Below are 23,533 nucleotides of genomic sequence, written 5' to 3' on the forward strand. Positions count from 1 at the left end.
CCAATTTTTATTTTTATTTTAATATTAAAATAATTATTTCCATAACAAATGTTGTAAATAAGATTGAATCAAGTCTATCTAATAAACCACCATGCCCTGGAATCAAATTTGAATAATCTTTAATATTCTTTTGTCTCTTTAAAAAAGAAAATAATAAATCACCCACAATACTTAATATTGGAATGATGATTGAAAAAATAATTATAATTAGAATTTTAACCCAAAGGTCTGCTGTATCAACATAACCTTTAAAAGGAATAAACAATAAATTATTTGGAATTGCAAAAATTAGTATTGAAGCATATGTCACACCCAATATAAATGCTCCTAACCAACCACCAATAGCTCCTTCAATTGACTTCTTAGGTGAAATAATTGGAGCTAATTTATTTTTTCCTCATTTGATACCTACAAAATAAGCAAATGTATCTGTTGCTATAACCATTATTCAAATTCAAATAATAGTTGCAACAGATTGACCGCCTGCAATAAAGAAGTCAATTGTATTAACTGGAGTTAATGCAATTGTTGTGATTCCCTTTACTCCCAAAATAACTATAATCATATATCCTGTAAATAAGAAAACGTCTTTAAAAAATAAATTTTCATTTTTTAAGAATAATATAATTGAGATCAAAACAAAAATTAAAACAGACATAATTCAAATAAATGGAATATACACAGCTAGTGTATTTGGTCATGATAAGTAAATTCAACCTGGAAAGTTTGAATTTTCAACTGTTATTGGCAAATAAAAAATTATACAAGCAAGAAAAATATATGTTGAATGTTGAAACAACTTTCTAAATCCAAATGCACGAGATAGTTCAAAAGCAGCTGCCCCTACTATTAAAAATGAAACTAACAAATGAACACTAGCAAAGATGTCTAATCATGACGGACTTGTAATATTATCTGCAAAAAATGAATAAGCTAAAGCTGAAAATAAATAAATCAACAAAACAATTACTAGTATCATTGCTGAAAACAATCTAACTTTTATACCACCAAAAGAAACTTTTGAATCTACCCTTAATTCTTCAGATTTAATAACAGTTTTTTTACTATCTTCTATTGGAGAGCTAGTTTTATTGTTTTTTGATTTCATTTTTGCTCCTAAAAATATATTTAAATTATATATGAAATAAAGAAAAACACCCCTATTACAATGGGTGTTTTTAAAATTATTTTTTTTGTTTGTGAGTGATGTGACCGTTGCATTTTGAACAGAATTTTTTAACTTCTATTTTTTCTTTTCTCTTATCGTTTTTAGTGATGTAATTTTCGTTTTTACAATCAACACATCTTAAAATAACACCTTCGCGCATATTGCCCCCTAAACTTATTTATTTATGTAAATATATCATATCAAAGTTTTATAATTTGTTTATGTTCTTTAAATACTTTTAATAAAAAAATAAGCCTCAGCCTATTTTAAATAGATTTACATCCATAATGTATTGCTCTAATATTTTCTCTATTGTTATTTTTAGCACCTTTTATTCTTTCAATAATTCAATGTTTATCTGTTTTATTTCCATAATTTGCTTTTTTGATTGTATCTTGAGGAAATTTACAATTTGTTGCTTCACATTTAACTGATGGTTTAACACCATGTCTAGTTGATCATAAATATTCAGCATCGCCTTTCAATAATAATTCTTCCATAATATCTCCTTAATAATATAATATAATTTTACCACTTTTAAAGCCTCTTTTGTAGAGAAACACTACTTTAAAATTAAAAAAAGTTCTCATTTTTGAAAAATATGCAAATATTAGTTTTTTGATTTGTTATCCCATTATTAATTTCATTAGTAGCTCTTGTAGTATTTATATTATAATATATTCAATAACTAATGAGGTTTTCATGAAAAAATTAATAAGCGTCTTTGGAGCTTTAACAATAACTGCGACAACTACTATTATGGTTGTTTCATGTGCAAATTTAGATAACTACAAAGAAATAAAAAGAGCCTTAGACAATAATGAATCAATGATTATTTTGATAAGTGCCGAAGATTGTACTCATTGTAAAAATTTTACATATGAATATGAAAAGTATAATAATTCTTCTGCAAAAAATTATGATTCATTTGAAGAAATGATTAACCAAATTACAACCAATACATATAACGACCGTTTGCATGTATCACCATCTGATAATGAAGATGAAAAAAGATTGACTGGATTTGGTGAAATTGTTGAAAAGGTTACTTTTAAGGAATATAAATCAGAGAAATATGAAAATTTATTTGATGAAAAATGGTTAGTTTCTTTAAAGGATCTAATTAGAGATCAACTAAGAGAATTATTTGTAGAAAAAGACGATAGTAGTAAGCCTTTACCAAAAAAAGAAATTGACAAAAAAATAAATGCTAATTACTTAGATGGAATAATGACTGGTACACCTACTTTCTTACATTTTAGACATGGAAGATTTATTGGTACTACAAATTGAGACTTCAAGAGTTTAAGTAATGACGAAGATGAATTTGTTTCAAGTATTGAAACTTATGTTAGAGATTTAATGTTTGGCGCTGAAACTGCAACTAGTACAGCGGAACTTTGAGGAGATTCATACCTTTCTTCTACTCTTTATAAAAAAATTAGTGAGGCTTCAGTAACCGAACCAGATCCAGAAATAGAATAATTTGGTAAATAAAAAAACACAAACATTTCTGTTTGTGTTTTAATTTCAAATGGTCCCCGAGGCCGGAATTGAACCGGCACGGTATATTACAACCGGCGGATTTTAAGTCCGCTGCGTCTACCTATTCCGCCACCCGGGGAATAAAAAAATGGTGTCCCGTACAAGATTTGAACTTGTGACCCACTGGTTAAAAGCCAGTTGCTCTACCAACTGAGCTAACGAGACATTAATAATAAAAAATTGGCTGGGCTAGCTGGATTCGAACCGACGCATGTCACAGTCAAAGTGTGATGCCTTACCGCTTGGCGATAGCCCAATATGGTGGATGGAGAGGGATTCGAACCCCCGAACCGTTAGGAGATGGGTTACAGCCACCCGTGTTTAGCCACTTCACTACCCATCCGAATTGTGATTTATAATTTACAACTAAATTGATTAGTCTTAAATATTATATACACATTTTAATTTTAGATAAATATATATTTATGATTTTTTTGTAAGTTTACATTTCATATAGCAATTAGGAAATAAAAAAACGCTCGGGCAGAGCGTTGATCAAGTTTGTCTAGCTATTAAGTATTAATTGAAAATTGTTAAGTAATGTTTTTTGATAGGGCTAAACATTAAACAGGTATTTCAACTAGACATATTTATTATATATCACCTATTTTTATTTTTTAAACAAAAAATAAACTAAAAATTAAACATTTAAAAAGTTTAGTATTTAAGGGTTTTTTACAAAAAAAAGTTTTTAAAAAATAAAAAAATTCACTTATTAGTGTTTTAACTTACTTATTAAATCAATAATATTAACTTAATTTAACTTAATTTTGCTTTCAAAATAATTGTACTTATTGTTTTAAAAAATCAAAAAAAATACTACCTTAAGAGTAGTATTTTACTTTTGTCTTTTTGTTATAGGCAACTGGTTTATTTGTTTTTAAGTCAAAATCTTTATATTTATCATAATTAAATTGAACTTCTTTTTGAACGTTTCTAGTTAGCATATCCGTTTTAATAGACATAAACTTTTCTGGCAATATAGGTTTTCCAAACACAACTTTAACATTAATAACTTTCGGTCTATCTTTTCTGTTCAATTTGTATGAATCAATAATCGTTACAGGAATAATTGGACAATAAGCCATTTGTCCAATTTTCATGGATGCGGCTTGAAATTCTGCCATTTTTTCAGTTCCACTTCTTGTTCCCTCAGGAAATATAACAAATGATCTTCTGTATTTTGTAATCAATGTTTTAGCTTGGTTCATAGCATCAAGTGCACTTCTTGGAGAATTTCTATCTAATGAAACACAATCAATTAAATTAACAAATCGTGCTGTTTTATCACTATCCCACATTTCTTTTTTTGCCATAAACGCTACTGGTTGAGTCTTTGATCAATCATTTAAAACAAATAGCACTAATGGATCAAGATTAGATTGATGATTTGGAGCCAATACTACTCCTTTATCTAATCAATTTTCTTGCCCAAAAACATGCAATCTTATTTTTGCCACTTTAAGAACCTTTTTAGATATCTTTTGCATTCATCTATATCTATATTCTTCTGTATAGTGGTTAATATCAATTTTAATTCTCTTATTCATTTTTTTGGCTTTACCAAACATTCTTCAAAAGAAAAACCAATGTGCTGATATTTCACCTTTTGTTATATCAGCTCTATAATTTTGGTCTTTTCTGCCTTCGTCAAAAATATCTTTTTTTTCTTTTGTCTTAACTTCGATGTTTTCAAGCATCTCTACTTTTTGATTTTCCATTTTTTAAATTTCCTTTTTTACATATTCATAAACCGTGAACTCATCAAATTCAGTTTTACTGATTTCATTGAACTTTGCAAAATCAACAGTTGGAGCATATGTGTCTCCAATGTATTTCTCTTTGATTATACTAATAATTAGCTTATCTGCCAAATCTAATGCTTGTTGATATATTTTACCTCCACCAATTACTACTAATTCTTTGTCAGAATTTTTATATTGGTATAAAACTTTGGTTAAATCTGTTTCAACGATTGCTTGAATTGATTTATCAAGATTTAATTTTGTAGATACAATAATATTTTTTCTATTAGGCAAAGGTTTTAAAGGTAATGATTCTCACGTATTTTTACCCATTAGAACATCTTTTCCTTTTGTATAATTTTTGAAATGCTTTAGGTCTTCTTTAATATTTCAAGGTAACTTATTATCCTTACCGATTACACCATCATTAGTTTGCGCCCAAATTAGACTAATCATTAAACTGCCACCTCACCTTTTATTGCGGGATGTGAAATATAATCGATTAATTTAACATCTTCATATTTAACATCAAATATTGATTTTCCCGTCATATTAATTGAAATTTCACAAAGTTTCATTGGTTTTCTTGTGAGTTGTAATTTAACTTGATCCACTAAATTATTATAGATATGAGCATCCCCTAAAGTATGAATAAAAAATCTAGGAGTTAACTTACACTCATTTGCAACCATTGTAAGTAACAGAGCATAACTAGCAATATTAAATGGAACACCCAAAAATAAATCTGCACTTCTTTGATAAAGTTGTAAATCCAAAAAATTACCATCAACTTTAAATTGATAAAGAGAATGACAAGGTGGTAATAACATATCTTCAATTTCAGTTGGATTTCATGATGAGACAATTAATCTTCTTGATGATGGATTTGTCTTTATTTGATTAACTACATTTTTTAATTGATCAACTCCACCAAAATTTCTTCATTGCTTACCATAAACAGGTCCTAATTCACCTCAAATGGCTGCAAATGCATCATCAGATTTAATCTTTTCTACAAATTGTTCAATAGTTTCATTCTTGAATTCTTTGGACTTTTTAAAATTAGCATATGGTCATTCATTTCAAATCCTAACTCCATTATCAACTAAGTATTTTATATTCGTACTTCCACTTATGAATCAAATTATTTCATGAACAACCGCTTTAAAAAATAGCTTCTTAGTTGTAACCATTGGGAATCCTTCTCGTAAATCATATCTAGATTGCATTCCAAATTTTGAAATTGTTCCAATTCCGGTTCTGTCCACTTGCATGCTTCCTTGTTCTAAAACTTCTTTTAATACTTTCAAATATTCTTTCATATTATTCAACCAATGCCAAAGCAACAGCATATTCCTTTTCATGTGATATTGATAACGATATGTTGACTTTCAATTCGCTTTCAACTTTTAATTGACCATCAATTAATTTTATATTAAATTTGTTATATCCAATTGTATGATTTTGAGCTTTGAATATTGCTTCTTTTGCCGCTCAACGACCTGCTAAAAATTGTTTTTTTTCATCAACACTAATTTTTAAATTCAGCATGTTTATTTCTTCTTCATGTAAAACTTTTCTAACAAAGCTATCTTCTAAGCTAACTCTATTCACTTGAATAATATCAATTCCACTTTTAATCATAATCAACATCTCTCCCACTAATATTGTAAGTCATTAATATATAATAATTGTAAAAGGTATTAAATAAAACAATGAAAAATAGTTATACATTTAAAAAAGTTGAGAGTGGCATCAGAAATGCAATATTGAGACAATATCAAGCATTTTTAACTGATTCGCCTAATGACAATATTCACTTTTTCTTAAAATTGGATAAAGGCATTACAATAAGTATTTTTAAAAATGAAACAATATTATTTCAAGGTCCTGAATGTCACAAGATTGCCGGTCAATTCTTTGGAAAGATAGAATTAAGTGAAGATATTAAAAAAGAAGTTCGAGTTGAAACAAAACTTTTTGATAAAGACGTAATTGGTGCCGATGAAGTTGGTGTTGGTGATTTTTTTGGTCCACTAGTAACTTGTTGTGCTTATATTAGTCCACAATTTGTAGAACAATATCCCGATGTTTATGCACAATTAGATGACTCAAAAAAAATGACTGATGAAAAAATTGTTAGTTTGTACTTTCAAATAAAAGATAGAATTAAATATGTTGTTTACATTATGCACAATGGTGAATATAACGATTTATACAATAAATATAAAAATACCCATGTATTAAAAGCATTAGCGCATAACAATGGTTTCTTGTATGCATTAGCTAGCAATGATTTTCCTAAAAATAAGCAAATTGTTTTAGATCAATTTGTAAATAAAGAAAAATATTTTGAATATTTAAAAGATGAGAAAGAAGTTGTTAAAGCGGATTTAAAGTTCCAAACTAAAGCTGAATCAGAATTCCCTTCTGTTGCTGCGGCTTCAATTATTGCAAGATATACTTTCTTAACTGAAGTTAGTTTATTAGCAAGAAAATACCAGATAGATTTACCGCTTGGAGCTTCTAATGAAGTGAAAGCATTGGTTAGAAAATATAAAAACGAATTTAAAGAAGAAACAAAAAACTTCATAAAGTTGCATTTCAATGACAACTAATGAAGTTTTTTTATTTGATTTCGACAGTAACAGCTGTTTTTTGAATTAGTTCAACCTTACCTTCTCTCAGCATTTTTTTGCTTGCTTTTGCCAACTCTGTATCTTTATATTTATCTGATGAATAAATAACCTTAGAGATTCCAGCTTGAATAATTAATTTTGCACATTCATTGCAAGGAAAAAGTGAAGTATAAAGTGTGTATCCACTTAAATCTTGTTTAGAAGAAACAATTGCATTTGATTCAGAATGAACAATATAAGCATACTTGGTATTTTCTATACCTTTTGATAGGTCATTTGTTCAAGGATAGTTATTATCGTTTAGACCACGTGCCAATGAGTTATAACCAGTTGATATAACTTGTTTGTTTTCATTTACTATTACAGATCCAACTTTGGTATTGGGATCACTTGAACGCATTGAAATCAATTCAACCATTGCTAGAAAATATGTATCTCAATTTATTTTTTGTTGCATTAAATCACCTATCTAATATTTACTATTCTAATTAAATCATCAATAATTTCTATTTTTATTTCTCATTTTAAATTATTTAAAAGTATATCATTTGCCTTATCAAGAGAGATTAATCCCATTTTAACCTGCAGAGCTAGTGTATATATTGTATTGCTATTTATAGCAGGATTATACTTATTGATAAATACAAGAATCATCATAACAACTACAACAGATACAACAATAACCAATGGAGCAACTCATGCTTTGTCCTTATTATTTTTTTTGTCATTGTAATCGAAGTTAACAATTATTGAAGCTAAAAATCCCATACCAAATCCCATACCAATATAAAGAAAATCATTTGGTACATTTTTTGAGAAAAAAAGTAAATATAACACTAACGCTATATACGGTAATACTAGTCTTCTTTTTGTAAACAAAGTCAAAAACATTCCAGATGTTTTTTTCGTTGGATTTACAACCACTGCACTTACAAGACCTGTAATGATTGCTAATGGAATTATTTGACCTGAAATTGAACTAGTCTGAGCAACGAAAGCTAAAGCAAAACCTGTAATAACATAAGCTAATGCAAATGTTCCAGCCGCTTTTAAAATACCCAACATTGAAGAGGCATACTTAACCATAATATAAGTAATTCATCCAAATAACACTAATTGAATAATTGTTGTCATCGAATTTACTTGATAATCTGGAGCTAAACCATAAGTAAGAATTCTTCATCATTGATTAGCCACAACAGTCAATTTATAATCAAGTGCTCCAAAAAATAAATTATTTATTTCGGTATTACCATACTTACTAAAAAAACTATTTGACGAAAAAATAAATAATGCCACTATAAAAACCATAACTGGCACAAGCACAAATACTCCTGCAAACAGCTTTGTATAAATTGTTGGATTTTCAAAACTATTGATTACTTTTTTTAATTTTTCATCACTTGATTTTGAAGGATTTTGTAAGTTAGCAATTAATTCTTCTGCACTAATATGTTTTGCTTCTTCTTCTTTTTCAACAACATTTTTTTCTACTTTAAAATTTTTAAACTGTTTTGAAAGAACTTTATTAGCTGCTGCAAACGAATCCACAATAATAACGTTTGAAAGCTCGAGTCCTTTTTTGTATGTTAATAGTATTTCAATAATTGATGGAGAAATTTCATCTTTTGTAAGACTTTTAATTTCTAAATCTAATTGTTCTCTATTTACATCAAATTCATCAATAGCAATTCTTACAATTGATGGGGTCTCTTTTTTATTTACAAAGTACAAATCACCGCCTGAAGAGGTTTTCTTATATTTTTTTGATAATAAGTAATTAGATATTTTATCTAATAATTCATTTAAATTATCTAACATTTTTATCCCCTTTGAGCTATCATATTAATTTTACAATAACTAACTGTTCTCTTCTATCTTTTTAATAAATTCTTTCGGTAATTCACATTCAAATTCTATTTCTTTATTTGTAATTGGATGATCAAATTTCAATTTGTATGAGTGTAAGTATTGTCCAAATTCAGCGTCCTTATCTTTTGCATAACCATAAACTGGATCGCCTACCACTGGATGACCAATATATTCCATATGTACTCTAATTTGATGCGTTCTACCTGTCAATATTTGGCATTTAATTAAAGTCATTTTATGTAGTGGTTTCAACACCTCAAATAAAGTAATTGCCGGTTTAGAATTTTTGGCAGTTACAGTCATTTTTTTTCTATCTCCAAGTGATCTACCAATTGGAGCTTCTATACGTCCCTGTGGTATTTCGATTTCTTTATGAACTAAAGCAATATATTCTTTAAATACTTTCCTTTCTTTAAAATCCTTACTTAGTTTTATGTGAGCTGCATCTGTTTTAGCTACAACCATTAAACCAGTAGTTTGTTTGTCTAAACGGTGAATGATACCTGGTCTTTTTTCTCCACCAATTGATGAAAGATCTTTAATATGAAATAACATTCCATTTACTAAAGTATCCTCATAATTTCCTGGTGCAGGATGAACAACTAAATTATTTGGTTTGTTGATAACAATTATATCTTTATCTTGATAAACTATTTCAAACTTTATATCCTTTGGAAGCAATTCACTATCTCTTGGAGGTTCGATAGAAATTTCAACAATTGATCCTTCCGAAATTTTAAAATTAGCAGTCTTAAGCTCTCCATTAACTTTTACTTGGTCGTTATCTATCATTTTTTGAATTAAAGACCTTGAAAAATCGAATTCTTCTTTTAAAAATTCTACTAAAAATTTATCCAACCTTACTGGCTTTCCTTCATAAATGTGTTTAACTACTTGCATGCTTATTTTGTTTTTTGAAATTAACAAAGTCCCTTTTAATTTTTTTAATATTTTCTTTATATACTGATCATGATATTTCAGGTTTAAATATATATCCTTTTGAATTTTCAAAATCTCTTCTTGCTTTAAATAGTTTAACTTCTCTTTCAATATAATGTTCAAATAAATCTTGATTTCTTTTTATTTGTAATTCATAAATAGAAATTGCAATATAAATAAATAAAACGATAAACATTATTATTATTCCAATATTAACCAACAAATCAGCTATATTGAATATTCCATTTGGAGCTCAAAAAACTATTTTTTTTAAAAATGTTCCAGGTTCCAAAAAGTCAACTACAGCTCCTTCTGGCCCTCAAATTCTACCAATTAAATTTCCAGCGGATCCAGCTATAACTATGGAAATTGGAATAAGAAATTTTGTTTCGTTAACTATAATAAATGCAACTATTAAAAATATAGTTGTAATTGTTGCGCCCGCAATTATTAACCCTGGTTTATCATCCATAAATCCACCAGCTCCACCTTTATTTAAAATATAGTGAAAATTAAATAGTCATTCAATGGCGACCTTTGTTTCATCTATTGACATTGTATTTTGAACAATCGTCTTTGTTATTAAATCAAATAAAATTAAAAAAATTATTATTGGCAATATCAGAATTAATTTAAATTTTGAACGATAGTATTTATTTTTAAAATATATTTTCAGCTCACTCATAAGTTACATTCCTTTTACAACAACATCACATCTACTGCAAATTGAATCAGAAGTTAATTCGTCATACAACGCTCAACAACGTTCACATTTTTTACCCTCTTTTTTAGAAATAAATATTTTTAATTCATCAACCTTTTTACTATCAAATTTAATACTGTTAACTATTAATATTTGATGTATATTCTTAATTTCTTTTACAAAATTAAATTTATCAGAAAGCTCAACATTAACAATAGCTTCAAATCCTTTTTTTATTAACCCAATTTGTCTTGCATTTTCTAATGCTAAATTCACGCTATCTCTGAATTCAATAAATACATTTCATTTTTTCATGAATTCGTCTTTTTGCTCAAAATTTTGTTTTCTCATATCAACTAAATGAATTGAATCTACTTTATTTTCAATATTAATATTTGTATAAACCTCTTCAATTGTGTGTGGAATTAATGGTTTTAATATATCGATTAACATTCATAATTGCTCAAATAAAACAGTTTGTACTTGTCTTCTTCTAGTTGAATTTTGTCCATCAATATAAAGAATATCTTTAATAAAATCTAAATAAAATGATGATAGATCATTAATTACATAATTATTAATTTGTTTATACACGTTATTAAATGAATAGTTATCATATGCTTCAATTATTAATTTTTTTGTTTTTGATAAGTTTGATAAAGCATATTTATCTACTTCTTCTAAAGATGTTTGGTAATCTGTTTTTTCATTAAAATCACTTAAGTTTGATAATAAAAATCTAATTGTATTTCTAATTTTTCTATAAGATTCGGAAACTTGTTTTAATATGTTATCACCAAGTTTTTGATCATCAGTATAGTTAGTTGATGAAACTCAAAGTCTCAAAATATCGGCTCCCATTGTATCGCATATCTTGATTGGATCAACTCCATTGCCCAATGATTTAGACATTTTTTTACCCTTCTCATCATTTGTCATACCATGAGTTATTAATTGTTTATAAGCAGGTTTACCGTCATAAATTACAGAATTAATCATTGATGAATTAAATCAACCTCTATATTGATCATTTCCTTCAAGATATACATCAAAGGGAGCTTTTAGACCAAACACCTCCCTCATAACAATGTTTGAAGATCCTGAATCAAATCAAACATCAAGAATATCTTTTTCTTTTGTATATCCTTTTCCTTGTAAATCCTTAGGTAAGAAAGTATCAGCAGGTTCTGAAAACCAAGAATTAGTTCCCAATTTTTCAATTATTGAAATTGCATGAGTAATTGTTTTGTAATCTAAAACTGGTTTTTCATCTTTATCAAAAAAAGCAATAATTGGCACTCCTCAAATACGTTGTCTTGAAATAGTTCAATCAGCACGCTCTTTAATAATATTTCTTAATCTTTCCTTTGATCATTCTGGTTTTGTAATTACATTTTTTACAATAGCACTATCAATCTGTTTCTTGGCTTTTTCAATATTAATGAATCATTGATGAGTGGCTCTATACATCACAGGTTTTTTTGTTCTTCAGTCATGTGGATATGAATGTTTAATGAATTCTAATTTTAATAGGTTTCCTTTTTCTTTTAATTCCATTCCAACTAATTTATTAGCATCTTCATAAAACATACCAATTAACCTATCATCATTAATTTCTTTTGTGAACTTTCCTGAATTATCAATTGGTACAAAGGGGTCGATTCCGTGCTCTTTAACAATGATAAAGTCATCTTCACCAAATCCACCAGCAACATGTACCAATCCAGTACCTGAGTTATCTGTAACATGGTGCCCTCAAACTACCTTACCAACCTTACTTTCAAATCAAGCATGTTTATAATCTGAATTGACTAATTTTGAAGAGTCAACATCTGATATCTCGACATCTTTGAAATCTCATTTTTGAATTAAAGCATTTGATAAACTTTTAGCAACAATATATTTTTGATTTGTATCCTTATTTAGGATAGAAACATATTCAACTTCTTTTGCAATTGCAACCAATTGATTTGAAGGAATAGTTCAAGGTGTTGTTGTTCAAATTACAATATTTGAATCCTTATAATCCCCAGAAATTAAATTCATTGCAACAAATATTGATGCACTTCTAATGTCATGGTATTCAATCTCTGCTTCGGCCAATGCTGATTCACTTGTTGGAGATCAATATACTGGTCTATAACCACGATAGACCAACCCCTTCTTAACGCTTTCAGCAAATAATTTTAACTCGTAATTTTCAAATTCTTGTTTTAAAGTTATATAAACCTTATCGTAATCAGTAAAAATACCCAATCTTTCAAATTGACTTTTTTGTTTTGAAACTTGTTCTAATGCATATTTCTCACACAATTTTCTAAATTCAACAGGATCAATTTCTTTTCTATTTACCCCAGTTTTTTGAATTGCAGTTTCAATTGGCAAACCATGAGTGTCTCATCCCATAATGAATTCTGAACTATATCCCATATTCATTTTTCAACGAACAATAATATCTTTAAGAATTTTATTTAAAGCGTGACCTGCATGAATATCACCATTTGCATATGGTGGACCATCATGAAGAATGAAAGAATCATTTTTTGAATTAGCTTGCAACCTTCTCTTATATATTTCTTTTTGTTTTCAAAAACTTTGAACATTTGGCTCTTTTGTCTTTAAATCAGCTTTCATATCAAAATCTGTTTTACCAATTAATAATGTATCTTTAAAATTTTTACTCATATATCTCCTTTTAATAAAAAAATCGCCCTTAATTAAGGAGCGATTTATCGCGGTACCATCCTTTATTCACAAATTACTTTGCCTTGATTAGGTATTAAAATTTTACGTAATAAGTGATAATTGCAAATACACGACTATTGACTCACACCACCCGTCAACTCTCTGAAAGTCTTTGTATTAGAACCTTGTCTTATACATTAATTATATATTACTATTTAAACTTTATATCACTAATAAACTTTGAAACTTCCATTATATAATCATATTTATTTTTTTTAAGTGATTGAATATGTCCTGAATTTTCAAAATATACCAATTTGTCTTCTTTACTTTTAACTATTTCTTTTCTAAAATCAAATATTTTTTGGCTGTCATCTGGATTGCAAATAATATCTTTTTTCCCATGAAAAAATAATATTGGAAATGTTGGTTCTTTCTTTTGGATATTATTTAAATTCAATAAATCAGTATTTATTTTTAAATCATTCTTATAAGTATTTATGACACCCTCATAAACGCTGTCTGTAATGTTGATTTGTGGAAAATTGAATTTAGCTACATTTTTGAATGTTGGGGCCATATCAAAAAATGATGAATCACTAACTCCAAATATAATGTTGTACTTTAAAATCAAATCATATGAAGTTAAAGCAAATAGATTTGTAGTAAAAGCACCTAAACTTCAACCTGCAAGACCAATATTTTTTGCTCCTAGTTCATTTTTCAAATATTCAAGAACTGAAATCAATTCCTTTTGTTCTTGAACACCAAATGATACATATTTATCATCACTTTCACCATGATTTCTTAAATCAAAGGAAACAACATTAAAACCTAAATTTGCATAAAAAGATCCAGTTAATGCTATTTCTTCTTTAGATTGTGTATATCCATGAATTAAGACAACTCAATTATCTGATTTCACTTCCTTGTTGATATAATACATTCCAGCTATATTTAAATCGTCTGATGTGACTGTATTAAATTTAATGAATTCTTCTATTGCGTATACTTTAAAAGCAAAATCATCTTCATTTTTATTTTTCAAAAAATTAAATGCTGATATCCTTTCTTTAACAGTTGATATTCTTCTACATATTGCGTTTGAATTAAAAACACTTATGGTTAAATTAACTAATAAATTTTCCATAAGCGTTTCTCCTATAATTCAATTACATATATATTTTTTGTTATCTTGTTGTATGTACCATTTAATGCATACATTACACCCATCATAAAATCTAACACTCTAATTTTATCCTTTGACGATAAATCACTAAAGTTAATACTAATAGTTTTAAATTTTTTCAATGTTACAGCCATATTTTTTACATCATTATATTCTTTTGGAATGAAATGATTTATTCGATCAATATCAAATGTTTCTAAATTTTCCATTTTATCTAGCTCTTAAGAAAGTTGGAACATCATCATCGTCATCATAATCATCTGTATCTTCTTGTAGGAAGCCAGTAGATTTTGATTGTTGATTATGTGGTGAATTTGTGAATATTGATGTAGTTGTATTTACATTTGTTTGAACAAATGAATTTGCTGGAATATTGTTCATTTCTTGAGAAATATTTTCAAAGTTAATTGTTGGTTCATCTTCATAAACATCAGTTGTGCTTTCATTAAAATGCTGTTGATTTTGATTGTGTGTATTTTGTAAGGGGACATCCCTTGTTCTTACAATACTGTTAATTGTTTTTGATTCATTTTGGATACGTAATCTATTTCTTTTATTAATATAATCTTCATCATCTCTTGTTGCTATAACTGTAACAATAATTTCATCATTAAGTTCTTCATTAATTGAAAGCCCAAAGATTATATTAATATCTTCACCTGCAGCTTGTTGAACAATATCTACAGCATCATTTGCATCATTTAATGATGTTGTTAATCCCCCAGTAATATTTACAATTGCATATTTAGATCCACGTATTTCAGTTTCAAGCAGTAATGATTTAACAGCTTTATTTGCTGCTTCAATTGCTTTTTGTTCTCCTGCTCCAATTCCAATACCAAACAATGCATCACCTTTTTCTTTCATGACAGTTTTAATATCTGCAAAATCTAAGTTAATTAATGCTGGCACTGAAATTAAATCCGTAATAGTTTTAACACCTTGAACAACCACTCTGTTTACTTGTTCAAATGCATGAGTAATTGGTTTATTTCCAATGACACTTAGTAATGCTTCGTTAGAAATTGTGATAATTGAGTCAACATATTGTTTTAATTGCTCAATACCTTTAATAGCATGTGCCATTCTCATTCTATTTTCAAAGTTAAAGGGTTTAGTTACAATAGCTATAACTAGTGCTCCTTGTTCCATTGCAATTCTTGCAATTTCTGGAGCTGCACCAGTACCAGTTCCTCCACCCATTCCAGCTGTTATAAAAACTAAGTGTGCCCCTGCAAGTGCATTTCTAATTTCATTTTCAGATTCAATTGCAGCAAGTCTTCCAATTTCTGGTTCAGCACCAGCTCCCATACCACTTGTTACTTTTTGTCCAAGAGTTATTTTATTTTGACATTTAGACATACTCAAAACTTGCTCATCAGTGTTTGACACAATAAAATCAACGCCTTCAATTTGTTCTTCTAGCATTTTATTTACTGAGTTACAACCACCTCCACCAACACCAATTACTTTGATATTAACTCGGCTTGCTTTAATTTTGTACATAGTATGTTATCTCCTAACGATTAATTACAGTATTTTTATTTTGATTAAAAACAGACGATAAATTTCCAAAAATATTTTTTTTCTCATTCATCTTTTTGTTGGCAACATCAATAATAGTTTGTGTTGATGTTTTACTATAACCAGCATTTTTGTTTTTTATGTGCAACATTGTTGCAACACCAACATGTGCACTAGTTCAATATTCGATTTGACCAACTGATCTTGTATTGAATACTGATATTTTATCAAATTTTGAGTTAGATAAAATGCTATCTATACCAGGGACTTTTAGAATATCACCTATAAATATAACTTCAAAATTCTTTACTTTTCCCTTAAATTCCTGTTTGATTTCTAATTCAATTTTTTCTAATTCAATTTTGAATAGAGATATTAGTATTTTTTTCAATTCACCACGAGTGTATTCAACTGTAGTTTTTGTTGCAATGATATATTTTCTGTAAATAGTCTCATTTGCATTTTCATTATTACTTAAATTTAGCATTGCATATACATATTCAGCAGCCTTGCTTAATTTAATTCCTGTTTCATTTGAAAAATTTTGAATGATTGTATCAATACCAAAATTGTTTCTTCCAAAGTTGATTATAGTATCATTGAATGCATAACTAACTTCTCTTTTTGAATCACTTCAGTTAACAATTGCTGTTGGGTTTGGTGTGTCAACTTTAACAATTTTTTTAGCAATACCAACATTTTCAAATTCAATTTTTAATAAATCTTTACCTGCTTCAAATATCACTTTTTTATGAGAATCTAAAACATCTTTAGATACACTAAATACTTGTGCCTCAATTCCAAATCCCTGTACTTTCATATTAATTGGTGGAGTCAAAACTTTTTTGTTTCCATTAACAACAAATGATAAGGGCTTAATATTTACAATTTCCCTTTTTACCATTTTTTGTGAAGCATCATATTTAACTTTTGCAAATAAAGAATTAACATCAGAATTAGAAATTAATCTGATTTCAAATTCATTTAAAAATAAATCAGAACTAATTGCTTCAATTCTCAATGTCTTAGTTGGAAGAATTAGGTTAATTTTTTCTAATTTTATTCCCCTGAATTGATTTTCAAATGATTGAATAGATTTTCTAACGATTTTAACAACTTCTTTAAAGTTTAAAACTTCATCATTTTCACCAAGTCATTCTCCCTTTACAACATCCTTGAACATCAATTTTGCACCCAAACCATTTCTGTATTTAAGTGTTATGAATCTTATTTCTTTTTTTGCAATTTGTAATGATGCATATATTTCGTGGTTCATTTTAACTCCTAATTTTTTTCTATTGCCCATAACCTGGCACTTCTAGATCTTTTGTTTAATTTCAATTCTTGTTCATTTGCTATAATTGGTTTTTTTATTACCAACTTGTATTCTTTTGTATTTTCAACAACTACTGGTAATTTTCTTAAAAACTCATCTCTAATGTCAATTGTTTTATCTTTAAATACAGATTTAACTATTTTTTCTTCTAAAGAGTGGAAGGTTATTACAACAATTCTTCCACCCGTATTTAGCAGTGTTAATGCTGAATTAAGTGAATTTTCAAATACTTTCAACTCGTTATTCACATAAATTCTTAAAGCTTGAAACACCTTTCTTGCAGGATGCTTCTTATCATAAAGAACTTTTTTGGGTACTGAATTTTTAATAATTTCTACTAACTCAAGAGTAGTATTTATTGGTTTTGATTTTCTTAAGGAAACAATATTTTTTGCAATTGACCTTGCAAATTTTTCTTCACCATACTTATAAAAAATATCCACAAGTTCATCTTCTGCATATTTATTTATTACTTTGTGTGCATCCAATTCTTGATCTCGATCCATTCTCATATCAAGTTTTGCATCCAGTTTGTATGAGAACCCTCTCTCTGCTTTATCAAACTGTGGTGAAGAAACCCCTAAGTCATATAGAATTCCATCTATTTTTGTTACACCATTTAAAGCCAATTGTGGTTTTAAATTGACAAAGTTATCTTTAATAATTGTGAAATTGTTTCCAATTTTTGACAGTCTTTCTTGACTGTAGTTAATAGCTTCATAATCTTGATCAAAACAATATAAGTGGCCAGATTTTAATCTTTTTAAAATCTCTGACGAGTGCCCTGCTCGACCCATAGTTGCATCAACATATGTTTTATCTTCACTTATATTTAATAGTTCAATTGAATCCTTCAATAGAACAGAAATATGTTCCATTATAGATTTCCACCGAATTCTTCAGCAACAGCTTCTAAGCTATCACTATTTTCTTTTAAGTAATCTCTATAAGATTTAACATCTCAAATCTCAAGTTTGTTACCTTGCCCAATAATTAATACTTCCTTTTTAATATTCGCTATTGTTAATAGATTTGATGGAAAACTGATACGCCCTACTTTATCAAAATTCACATCAGATGTATTACCAAGTATTTCCCTACTTAATAAACGAGTTGATTTTTTAGTGTTTGAATGAGAAAGTAATTCATTACTTCATTTTTCAAAATCTTCTGGTCTTCTAATTTCTAAACAACCATCAAATCCTTTTGAAACATAAATCATTTCTCCCAACTTAGCTCTAAACTTAGCTGGGATATTTAATCTACCTTTATCATCGATTGAATGTTCAAATGTTCCTAATAACATACCACTTTCTCCCACTTTCTCCCACTTAAATATATTAAAACATAAAATATCATAAAAATAATAACTTTTTTAAAAAAATAAAAAAAAGAGCGTTTTGCTCTTTTATTTATTAAAAATATAAATTTTGTTTTGACGTGATTAATTTTTATATAAAAAAATCCCTGTATGGGGATTTTATCCTTCTATTTTTTTAACTTCTTTATTTTTGTAGTAACCGCATTCTTTGCAAACTCTATGAGGTTTGATCATGGCACCACAGTTAGTACATGAAATTATTGCTGTTGTTGTTAATGCTAAGTGGCTTCTTCTTTTATTTTTAGCTGCCTTACTAGTCTTTCTGAATGGTACTGCCATGATTTAATCTCCTATTATTTTAGTTTCTTTTTTATTTCTTCTAATTGTTCTCAACGAGGATCAACCCTGTTTTCTAGAAGTGATTGGTATTCATCTTCGCTTATTAAAGCAAAGTTTTCACCAATTAGATTAATATTATCATAATTCTTAGAAAAGTTTAATGGAATATTTAAAAAGAATTGGTCTAAAGCATTCTTAATAATATCAAATTCATCATCCATAATTATGTTACTTTCAGCGTTAGAATTTGGTTCATAAAATACATAATCATCATTTCATTCAAATTCAATTTCATCTTCAAATTCTTTACCATCACGTGCATCATTAAATTTTGCACTAACTGTTCCTGAACCAGTAACAATAACCATTCTCATAGTATCTTCGTAATGTACATTAACATCTAAGTGTAAGTTTTTTAATTTGCTCACCAATGAATTACCAACTGGCATTTCTTTTAAATCAAAATCATCATTAATTTTTATATCAACTTTTTTTTCTAATGATTTAATATCAAACTTCATTATTTTATTTCAACCTTTTCTTTCTTAAATCTATCCAATATTAATTTCATTGAGCTATTAATTTCATCATCTGATAATTGTTTCAGATCAGAATTGAATTCAATTTTTAATGTAATCGCAACTTCATTATTACCTTCATATATGTCAGCTAAACTTGTAGATTTTAAATTTGGAACATTATTAAACATTGTTTTTAAAACTTCCAAATAACTGATATCAGAAGCTATGTAAGTAATATTTCTTGTAGTTGCCTGAAATTTTGAAATGGGTTTCAATTTAATTGATCCACTTTGTATTTCTTCTAATGCAGAAATATTTAATTCTATTAAGAATATCGGATCTGTTTTTAACTTTTGATTATATTTAGGATCCAACTTTAAAATGAATCCAATTAATTTTCCACTTTGAATAATTTTTGCATTTAAATAAGGATGAATTTTATCCCCTGGATTATCCATTGGTTCAAAGAATGTAAACATTGGATTTAGATTATATTGAGACATAATTGTTTCAACAACACCTTTCATGTATCCAAATGATGACTTAAGAGATAAATTATATGATTTATTATCAAAAACATTACCCGAAATACCAATAGATAAATGTGTATTGATTAACCCCACCTTGTTGTAAACTTGAGCAAATTCAAATGCTCTCATGTTTGTATTTCCATTTTTATAATTAAATTCCAATGCTTCAATCATCGTTGAAAATAATGAAAGTTTATATCTTTCACGTTGTGAAGATAATGGCATCATTAAGTCAATTGGATTTTTAATATCAAATAAATTTCATTCATCAACTTTTTGTTTTTCATTCAGTGAGTAAGTTTTAATGTTCTGGAATCCATTAAATTTTAAATAATTAAATGTTGCATCAATTTGTTGCTGTTCCAAATTTTTAGATTGAAATTGAGATTCAATTAAAGGTGGTTTTGAAACAATATTTCCATATCCATAAAGTCTTACGATTTCTTGAACTACATTTGTAAAGTTACCTAAGTTCACACGGTATTTATCTGGTTCAATGATTAATTGATCTCCTGAACCAGTTATTGAAGTTCCCAAATGTTTAAATAAAGGTTTAATCATTTCTTGAGTCAATTCATTTCCTAATAATCTATTTATTTGTTTTAAACTAACCTCAACTTTACTATTAACTAGTAACGGAGAATTTACTAAATACACCTTTGATGCAGACTCAAATAAGTCTAGATCAATTAAAATTTTTTTTAAATAAGTGTGAGTTTTTTCAAATATAAAATTAGACATAGGTCTAATATATCTTTGGATTTCTACACCATATTGATTTACTGCCTTTTGGTGAACACGCGCAAAAACTGGTGAAATATTTAATGTTATTGCAATTAATTCTGATGAATCAAAATTAGGTAAATAGTGGCTTTCAACACCCTTTCCAATTATTGATACAATAGATTTACCATCTAATAATTGAATTGAATCTCCTCTATCAGTCTTCACAACTTTAAGTTCCAATTTTGATTCAATTTTATTTTTATCAATAATCAATATTGGTTGACCAGAGCTGATTGCAACTTCATTTGCAATATTTGCAAATTCAAATTCTGAAGTTTTAACTTCATTATGCTTTAATCAAATATTTCTGTTTGAAGAATATTTTTTATTTGTTTTTTTCAATTTTATATCTTGTGTTGATATAACATTTATTCATTTCGCATTTTTTGGAATAATAAGCGAATCTTTATTTTCAGTCTTAATCTCAAATTTATTATCCAAACCAATGTTAAAGTAGTTAGCTACTTCCTTTAATATTTGGAACGATGAATACCCATCACTTCTGTTTACAGTTAAATCCAAATTTCAAATTTGATCATTTAATCCAATTAAATCTAAGACATCTTTTGAACCAATTAATTTATCCATATCTTCGTTTAAGACGATTTCAAAAATTTCATCATTTTCTTTTTCACTTAAAATTGATGTATTCATTCCAACTTCAGTAACAGAGCACAACATTCCAAAAGACTTGTTTCCACGAATCTCTCTATCTGCAATTGTCAAACCGTTTGCAATTTTTGCTCCATTTAGAGCAGCAATTACATATATTCCTTCTCTAGCATTTGTGGCACCACAAACTATGTTTAATACTTTATTTTTTTCAATTTGAACTTCGCAAAGATTCAAACTTGTTCCTTCAATTTTAGTTGCTTTATTAATTTTTCCTAAAACAATTGGACCTGAATTCTTTTTTGAGTAATCTAAAAACTCATCAACTTCAAAACCCAAACTATTGAAAGCTTTAGAAATTTCTTCATTGCTGATTTTTGATATATCTATATATCCTTGAATTCATCTTCTTGTAATAATCATCTTTTTATTTCCCAAAAAATTTAAATTGTTTTAAGAACTTATCATTGTTTTCATAAAAGTCCCTAATATTTGTAACACCAAATTTTAGCATTGCTATCCTTTCGATACCCCATCCATAAGCTATAGCTTGATATTTATTTGAATCTATTCCATTTAATTCAAAAACCTCTTTTGCAATCATTCCTGATCCTAAGATCTCAATTCATCCTGAGTATTTACAAATTCTGCAACCAATACCATTACATGATACACAGTTAATATCTACTTCTGCTGAAGGTTCAGTGAAAGGAAAAAAACTAGGTCTCATTCTAATTACTGTTTCTTGTCCAAACAATCTTTTACATACATATTCAAGCGTTCATTTTAAGTTAGCAAATGATATGTTCTCACCCATTAATAATCCATCAACTTGCATAAATTGGTGTGAGTGAGTTGCATCATCATCATCACGTCTATAAACATTTCCATAACTTATCATTCCCACATTTGCAGGTATTGTTTCTTTTGCTTTAGCTAATTGTGATAATGCTCTGGCTGTCATATTTGTACAATGAGTTCTTAAGACAGTGCTTTCATCAACGTAAAAAGTATCTTGCATGTCGCGAGCCGGATGCCCAATTGGTAAATTTAACTTTTGAAAACAAAAATCATCAGTTTCAAATTCAGTACCATTAATCATTTCATATCCTAATTCAGTAAATATTTGTCTAATTTCATCAATTACTAAATTAAGTGGATGAGAAGTTCCTGGTTTAAATTGTAAACCTTCAATTGAAACATCTCATTTTTCTTTTTTAAGTAATTCATTGTATTCAACCTTTTGGAATTTTTCACTTAACTTATTAATCTCATCAATAAAGTACTTTTTAGTTTTATTAATTAATTCACCTATTTCTTTTTTAACTTCAGGAGTAGATTTTTTAATTTCTGAAAATGCTGTAATTAAAAATGAATCTTTTGATGTAACAAAATTAGATCTAACTTTATCTAGATCTTCTTTATTTTTAACCTCTTTAATTGATTTATCAAATTTTAATTTAAAATCTTTTATTCTTTGTATCATCTTTTCACCAATAATTTAATAATATTATATATTAATAAGTGCTTAGCAATATACTACACAAATAAAAAACACTTTGAATTAATCATTATTATCTTTTACTTAATGATTTTGCAATTTGAGAAATAGTTAGTGCTGGATCACAAACTTTTTCAAATAATTTAATATCAATGCCATTTTTCAATTCCCTAAGAATTAAAGAAATTTGACTCATTGATAATCTAGAATTTGTAATGTATTTAACATACTCAATTTGAGGTTTATTTTCTAAAATGAAATCACTTATATATTGCAATTTCCTTGTTGTCAAATATTTATTTGCAAGAAGGCCAAATATTTCAATATCTAATAAAAATGATAATTTTGTTAATATAAACATACTTTGTGGTTGAAAATCTGGATTTGCAAATAATGAAAAATATGACGGATTAATATCTTTATCTATTGCTGCTTTTAAGACACGTAGTTGTTCTTGTGAAAGTTTATCATCTAATAGAAATTGTTGAATTTTATTATTCATTATTTTTTTATTTCCTTGTTGTTTTAATCATACAATAATTGAGGTCTTAATTAATAGTTGGTAAAATAAAAAAAAC

25 protein-coding genes and 4 tRNA genes are annotated in these 23,533 nt (G+C 27.6%); 2 read left to right on the forward strand and 27 right to left on the reverse strand.

Features of this window, described 5'->3' with window-relative positions; genetic code table 4:
• Positions 1-13 precede the first annotated feature (13 nt).
• From STIUS_RS02270 to STIUS_RS02280, 3 genes are all read right to left on the reverse strand, one after another.
• Positions 14-1,108 (reverse strand): phosphatidate cytidylyltransferase, encoded by a 1,095-nt coding sequence (locus STIUS_RS02270; RefSeq protein WP_162649764.1) that lies wholly within the window; start codon positions 1,106-1,108, stop codon positions 14-16.
• Positions 1,109-1,184: 76 nt separating this feature from the next.
• Complete coding sequence (gene rpmG, locus STIUS_RS02275) at positions 1,185-1,328, reverse strand: 50S ribosomal protein L33 (RefSeq protein ID WP_162649765.1); 144 nt, start codon at positions 1,326-1,328, stop codon at positions 1,185-1,187.
• A 106-nt stretch (positions 1,329-1,434) separates the two neighbouring features.
• Positions 1,435-1,668: a hypothetical protein gene (locus STIUS_RS02280; RefSeq protein ID WP_162649766.1), complete on the reverse strand. Its 234-nt coding sequence runs from the start codon at positions 1,666-1,668 to the stop codon at positions 1,435-1,437.
• A gap of 202 nt (positions 1,669-1,870) precedes the next feature.
• Between STIUS_RS02280 and STIUS_RS02285 the strand changes: the two genes are divergently transcribed.
• Complete coding sequence (locus STIUS_RS02285) at positions 1,871-2,653, forward strand: lipoprotein (RefSeq protein ID WP_162649767.1); 783 nt, start codon at positions 1,871-1,873, stop codon at positions 2,651-2,653.
• A 50-nt stretch (positions 2,654-2,703) separates the two neighbouring features.
• On the opposite strand, the gene STIUS_RS02290 is transcribed toward STIUS_RS02285, so the two are convergent.
• From STIUS_RS02290 to STIUS_RS02325, 8 genes are all read right to left on the reverse strand, one after another.
• Positions 2,704-2,792 (reverse strand) — tRNA-Leu (locus STIUS_RS02290).
• A 10-nt stretch (positions 2,793-2,802) separates the two neighbouring features.
• A tRNA-Lys gene (locus STIUS_RS02295) sits at positions 2,803-2,878 on the reverse strand.
• Between the two features lie 16 nt (positions 2,879-2,894).
• Positions 2,895-2,969: transfer RNA gene (locus STIUS_RS02300), tRNA-Gln, on the reverse strand.
• 3 nt (positions 2,970-2,972) lie between these two features.
• Positions 2,973-3,056, reverse strand: a tRNA-Tyr gene (locus STIUS_RS02305).
• A gap of 481 nt (positions 3,057-3,537) precedes the next feature.
• Positions 3,538-4,434: a 1-acyl-sn-glycerol-3-phosphate acyltransferase gene (locus STIUS_RS02310; RefSeq protein WP_162649768.1), complete on the reverse strand. Its 897-nt coding sequence runs from the start codon at positions 4,432-4,434 to the stop codon at positions 3,538-3,540.
• Between the two features lie 3 nt (positions 4,435-4,437).
• Positions 4,438-4,914 carry a dihydrofolate reductase gene (locus tag STIUS_RS02315; protein WP_162649769.1) on the reverse strand — a complete coding sequence of 159 codons (477 nt, stop codon included), beginning with the start codon at positions 4,912-4,914 and terminating at the stop codon, positions 4,438-4,440.
• Positions 4,914-5,780: a thymidylate synthase gene (locus tag STIUS_RS02320; protein ID WP_162649770.1), complete on the reverse strand. Its 867-nt coding sequence runs from the start codon at positions 5,778-5,780 to the stop codon at positions 4,914-4,916. Before STIUS_RS02320 ends, STIUS_RS02315 begins: the two co-directional genes overlap by 1 nt.
• Position 5,781: 1 nt before the next feature.
• Positions 5,782-6,102: a holo-ACP synthase gene (locus tag STIUS_RS02325; RefSeq protein ID WP_162649771.1), complete on the reverse strand. Its 321-nt coding sequence runs from the start codon at positions 6,100-6,102 to the stop codon at positions 5,782-5,784.
• 71 nt (positions 6,103-6,173) lie between these two features.
• Here STIUS_RS02325 and rnhC point away from each other — a divergent pair, with 71 nt between their 5' ends.
• Positions 6,174-7,076 (forward strand): ribonuclease HIII, encoded by a 903-nt coding sequence (gene rnhC / locus STIUS_RS02330; protein ID WP_162649772.1) that lies wholly within the window; start codon positions 6,174-6,176, stop codon positions 7,074-7,076.
• A 10-nt stretch (positions 7,077-7,086) separates the two neighbouring features.
• Here the strand turns inward: rnhC and STIUS_RS02335 are convergent, their stop codons facing one another.
• From STIUS_RS02335 to STIUS_RS02410, 16 genes are all read right to left on the reverse strand, one after another.
• On the reverse strand, positions 7,087-7,554 hold the full coding sequence (locus STIUS_RS02335; RefSeq protein WP_162649773.1) for a dCMP deaminase family protein: 468 nt from the start codon (positions 7,552-7,554) through the stop codon (positions 7,087-7,089).
• Positions 7,555-7,562: 8 nt separating this feature from the next.
• The gene (locus tag STIUS_RS02340) at positions 7,563-8,918 is read right to left on the reverse strand and encodes an MHS family MFS transporter (RefSeq protein ID WP_162649774.1); all 1,356 of its coding nucleotides are present in this window, start codon (positions 8,916-8,918) and stop codon (positions 7,563-7,565) included.
• Between the two features lie 39 nt (positions 8,919-8,957).
• Positions 8,958-9,869 carry an RluA family pseudouridine synthase gene (locus STIUS_RS02345; RefSeq protein ID WP_162650045.1) on the reverse strand — a complete coding sequence of 304 codons (912 nt, stop codon included), beginning with the start codon at positions 9,867-9,869 and terminating at the stop codon, positions 8,958-8,960.
• Positions 9,856-10,593 (reverse strand): signal peptidase II, encoded by a 738-nt coding sequence (locus tag STIUS_RS02350; RefSeq protein ID WP_162649775.1) that lies wholly within the window; start codon positions 10,591-10,593, stop codon positions 9,856-9,858. The genes STIUS_RS02345 and STIUS_RS02350 overlap by 14 nt, the downstream gene beginning before the upstream one ends.
• A gap of 3 nt (positions 10,594-10,596) precedes the next feature.
• The gene (gene ileS / locus STIUS_RS02355; RefSeq protein WP_162649776.1) at positions 10,597-13,296 is read right to left on the reverse strand and encodes an isoleucine--tRNA ligase; all 2,700 of its coding nucleotides are present in this window, start codon (positions 13,294-13,296) and stop codon (positions 10,597-10,599) included.
• Positions 13,297-13,507: 211 nt separating this feature from the next.
• Positions 13,508-14,446 carry a S9 family peptidase gene (locus tag STIUS_RS02360; protein WP_162649777.1) on the reverse strand — a complete coding sequence of 313 codons (939 nt, stop codon included), beginning with the start codon at positions 14,444-14,446 and terminating at the stop codon, positions 13,508-13,510.
• An 11-nt stretch (positions 14,447-14,457) separates the two neighbouring features.
• Positions 14,458-14,694 (reverse strand): cell division protein SepF, encoded by a 237-nt coding sequence (gene sepF / locus STIUS_RS02365; RefSeq protein WP_162649778.1) that lies wholly within the window; start codon positions 14,692-14,694, stop codon positions 14,458-14,460.
• A gap of 1 nt (position 14,695) precedes the next feature.
• On the reverse strand, positions 14,696-15,991 hold the full coding sequence (gene ftsZ, locus STIUS_RS02370) for a cell division protein FtsZ (RefSeq protein ID WP_162649779.1): 1,296 nt from the start codon (positions 15,989-15,991) through the stop codon (positions 14,696-14,698).
• A gap of 13 nt (positions 15,992-16,004) precedes the next feature.
• Positions 16,005-17,285, reverse strand: coding sequence for a hypothetical protein (locus STIUS_RS02375; RefSeq protein ID WP_162649780.1), 1,281 nt, complete (start codon positions 17,283-17,285; stop codon positions 16,005-16,007).
• Positions 17,286-17,293: 8 nt separating this feature from the next.
• On the reverse strand, positions 17,294-18,226 hold the full coding sequence (rsmH, locus tag STIUS_RS02380; protein ID WP_162650046.1) for a 16S rRNA (cytosine(1402)-N(4))-methyltransferase RsmH: 933 nt from the start codon (positions 18,224-18,226) through the stop codon (positions 17,294-17,296).
• Complete coding sequence (mraZ, locus tag STIUS_RS02385; RefSeq protein WP_162649781.1) at positions 18,223-18,651, reverse strand: division/cell wall cluster transcriptional repressor MraZ; 429 nt, start codon at positions 18,649-18,651, stop codon at positions 18,223-18,225. Before mraZ ends, rsmH begins: the two co-directional genes overlap by 4 nt.
• Positions 18,652-18,825: 174 nt before the next feature.
• A complete protein-coding gene (gene rpmF, locus STIUS_RS02390) occupies positions 18,826-19,005 on the reverse strand; it encodes a 50S ribosomal protein L32 (RefSeq protein WP_162649782.1) in 180 nt (59 codons plus the stop codon).
• 14 nt (positions 19,006-19,019) lie between these two features.
• Positions 19,020-19,526: a DUF177 domain-containing protein gene (locus tag STIUS_RS02395; protein WP_162649783.1), complete on the reverse strand. Its 507-nt coding sequence runs from the start codon at positions 19,524-19,526 to the stop codon at positions 19,020-19,022.
• The gene (gene pheT, locus STIUS_RS02400) at positions 19,526-21,877 is read right to left on the reverse strand and encodes a phenylalanine--tRNA ligase subunit beta (RefSeq protein WP_162649784.1); all 2,352 of its coding nucleotides are present in this window, start codon (positions 21,875-21,877) and stop codon (positions 19,526-19,528) included. Before pheT ends, STIUS_RS02395 begins: the two co-directional genes overlap by 1 nt.
• Before the next feature lie 4 nt (positions 21,878-21,881).
• A complete protein-coding gene (pheS, locus tag STIUS_RS02405) occupies positions 21,882-22,940 on the reverse strand; it encodes a phenylalanine--tRNA ligase subunit alpha (RefSeq protein ID WP_162649785.1) in 1,059 nt (352 codons plus the stop codon).
• A gap of 88 nt (positions 22,941-23,028) precedes the next feature.
• The gene (locus tag STIUS_RS02410) at positions 23,029-23,457 is read right to left on the reverse strand and encodes a hypothetical protein (RefSeq protein WP_162649786.1); all 429 of its coding nucleotides are present in this window, start codon (positions 23,455-23,457) and stop codon (positions 23,029-23,031) included.
• Positions 23,458-23,533 lie beyond the last annotated feature (76 nt).

The organism is Spiroplasma sp. TIUS-1, assembly GCF_010365785.1.
Lineage (GTDB): Bacteria > Bacillota_I > Bacilli_A > Mycoplasmatales > Mycoplasmataceae > TIUS-1.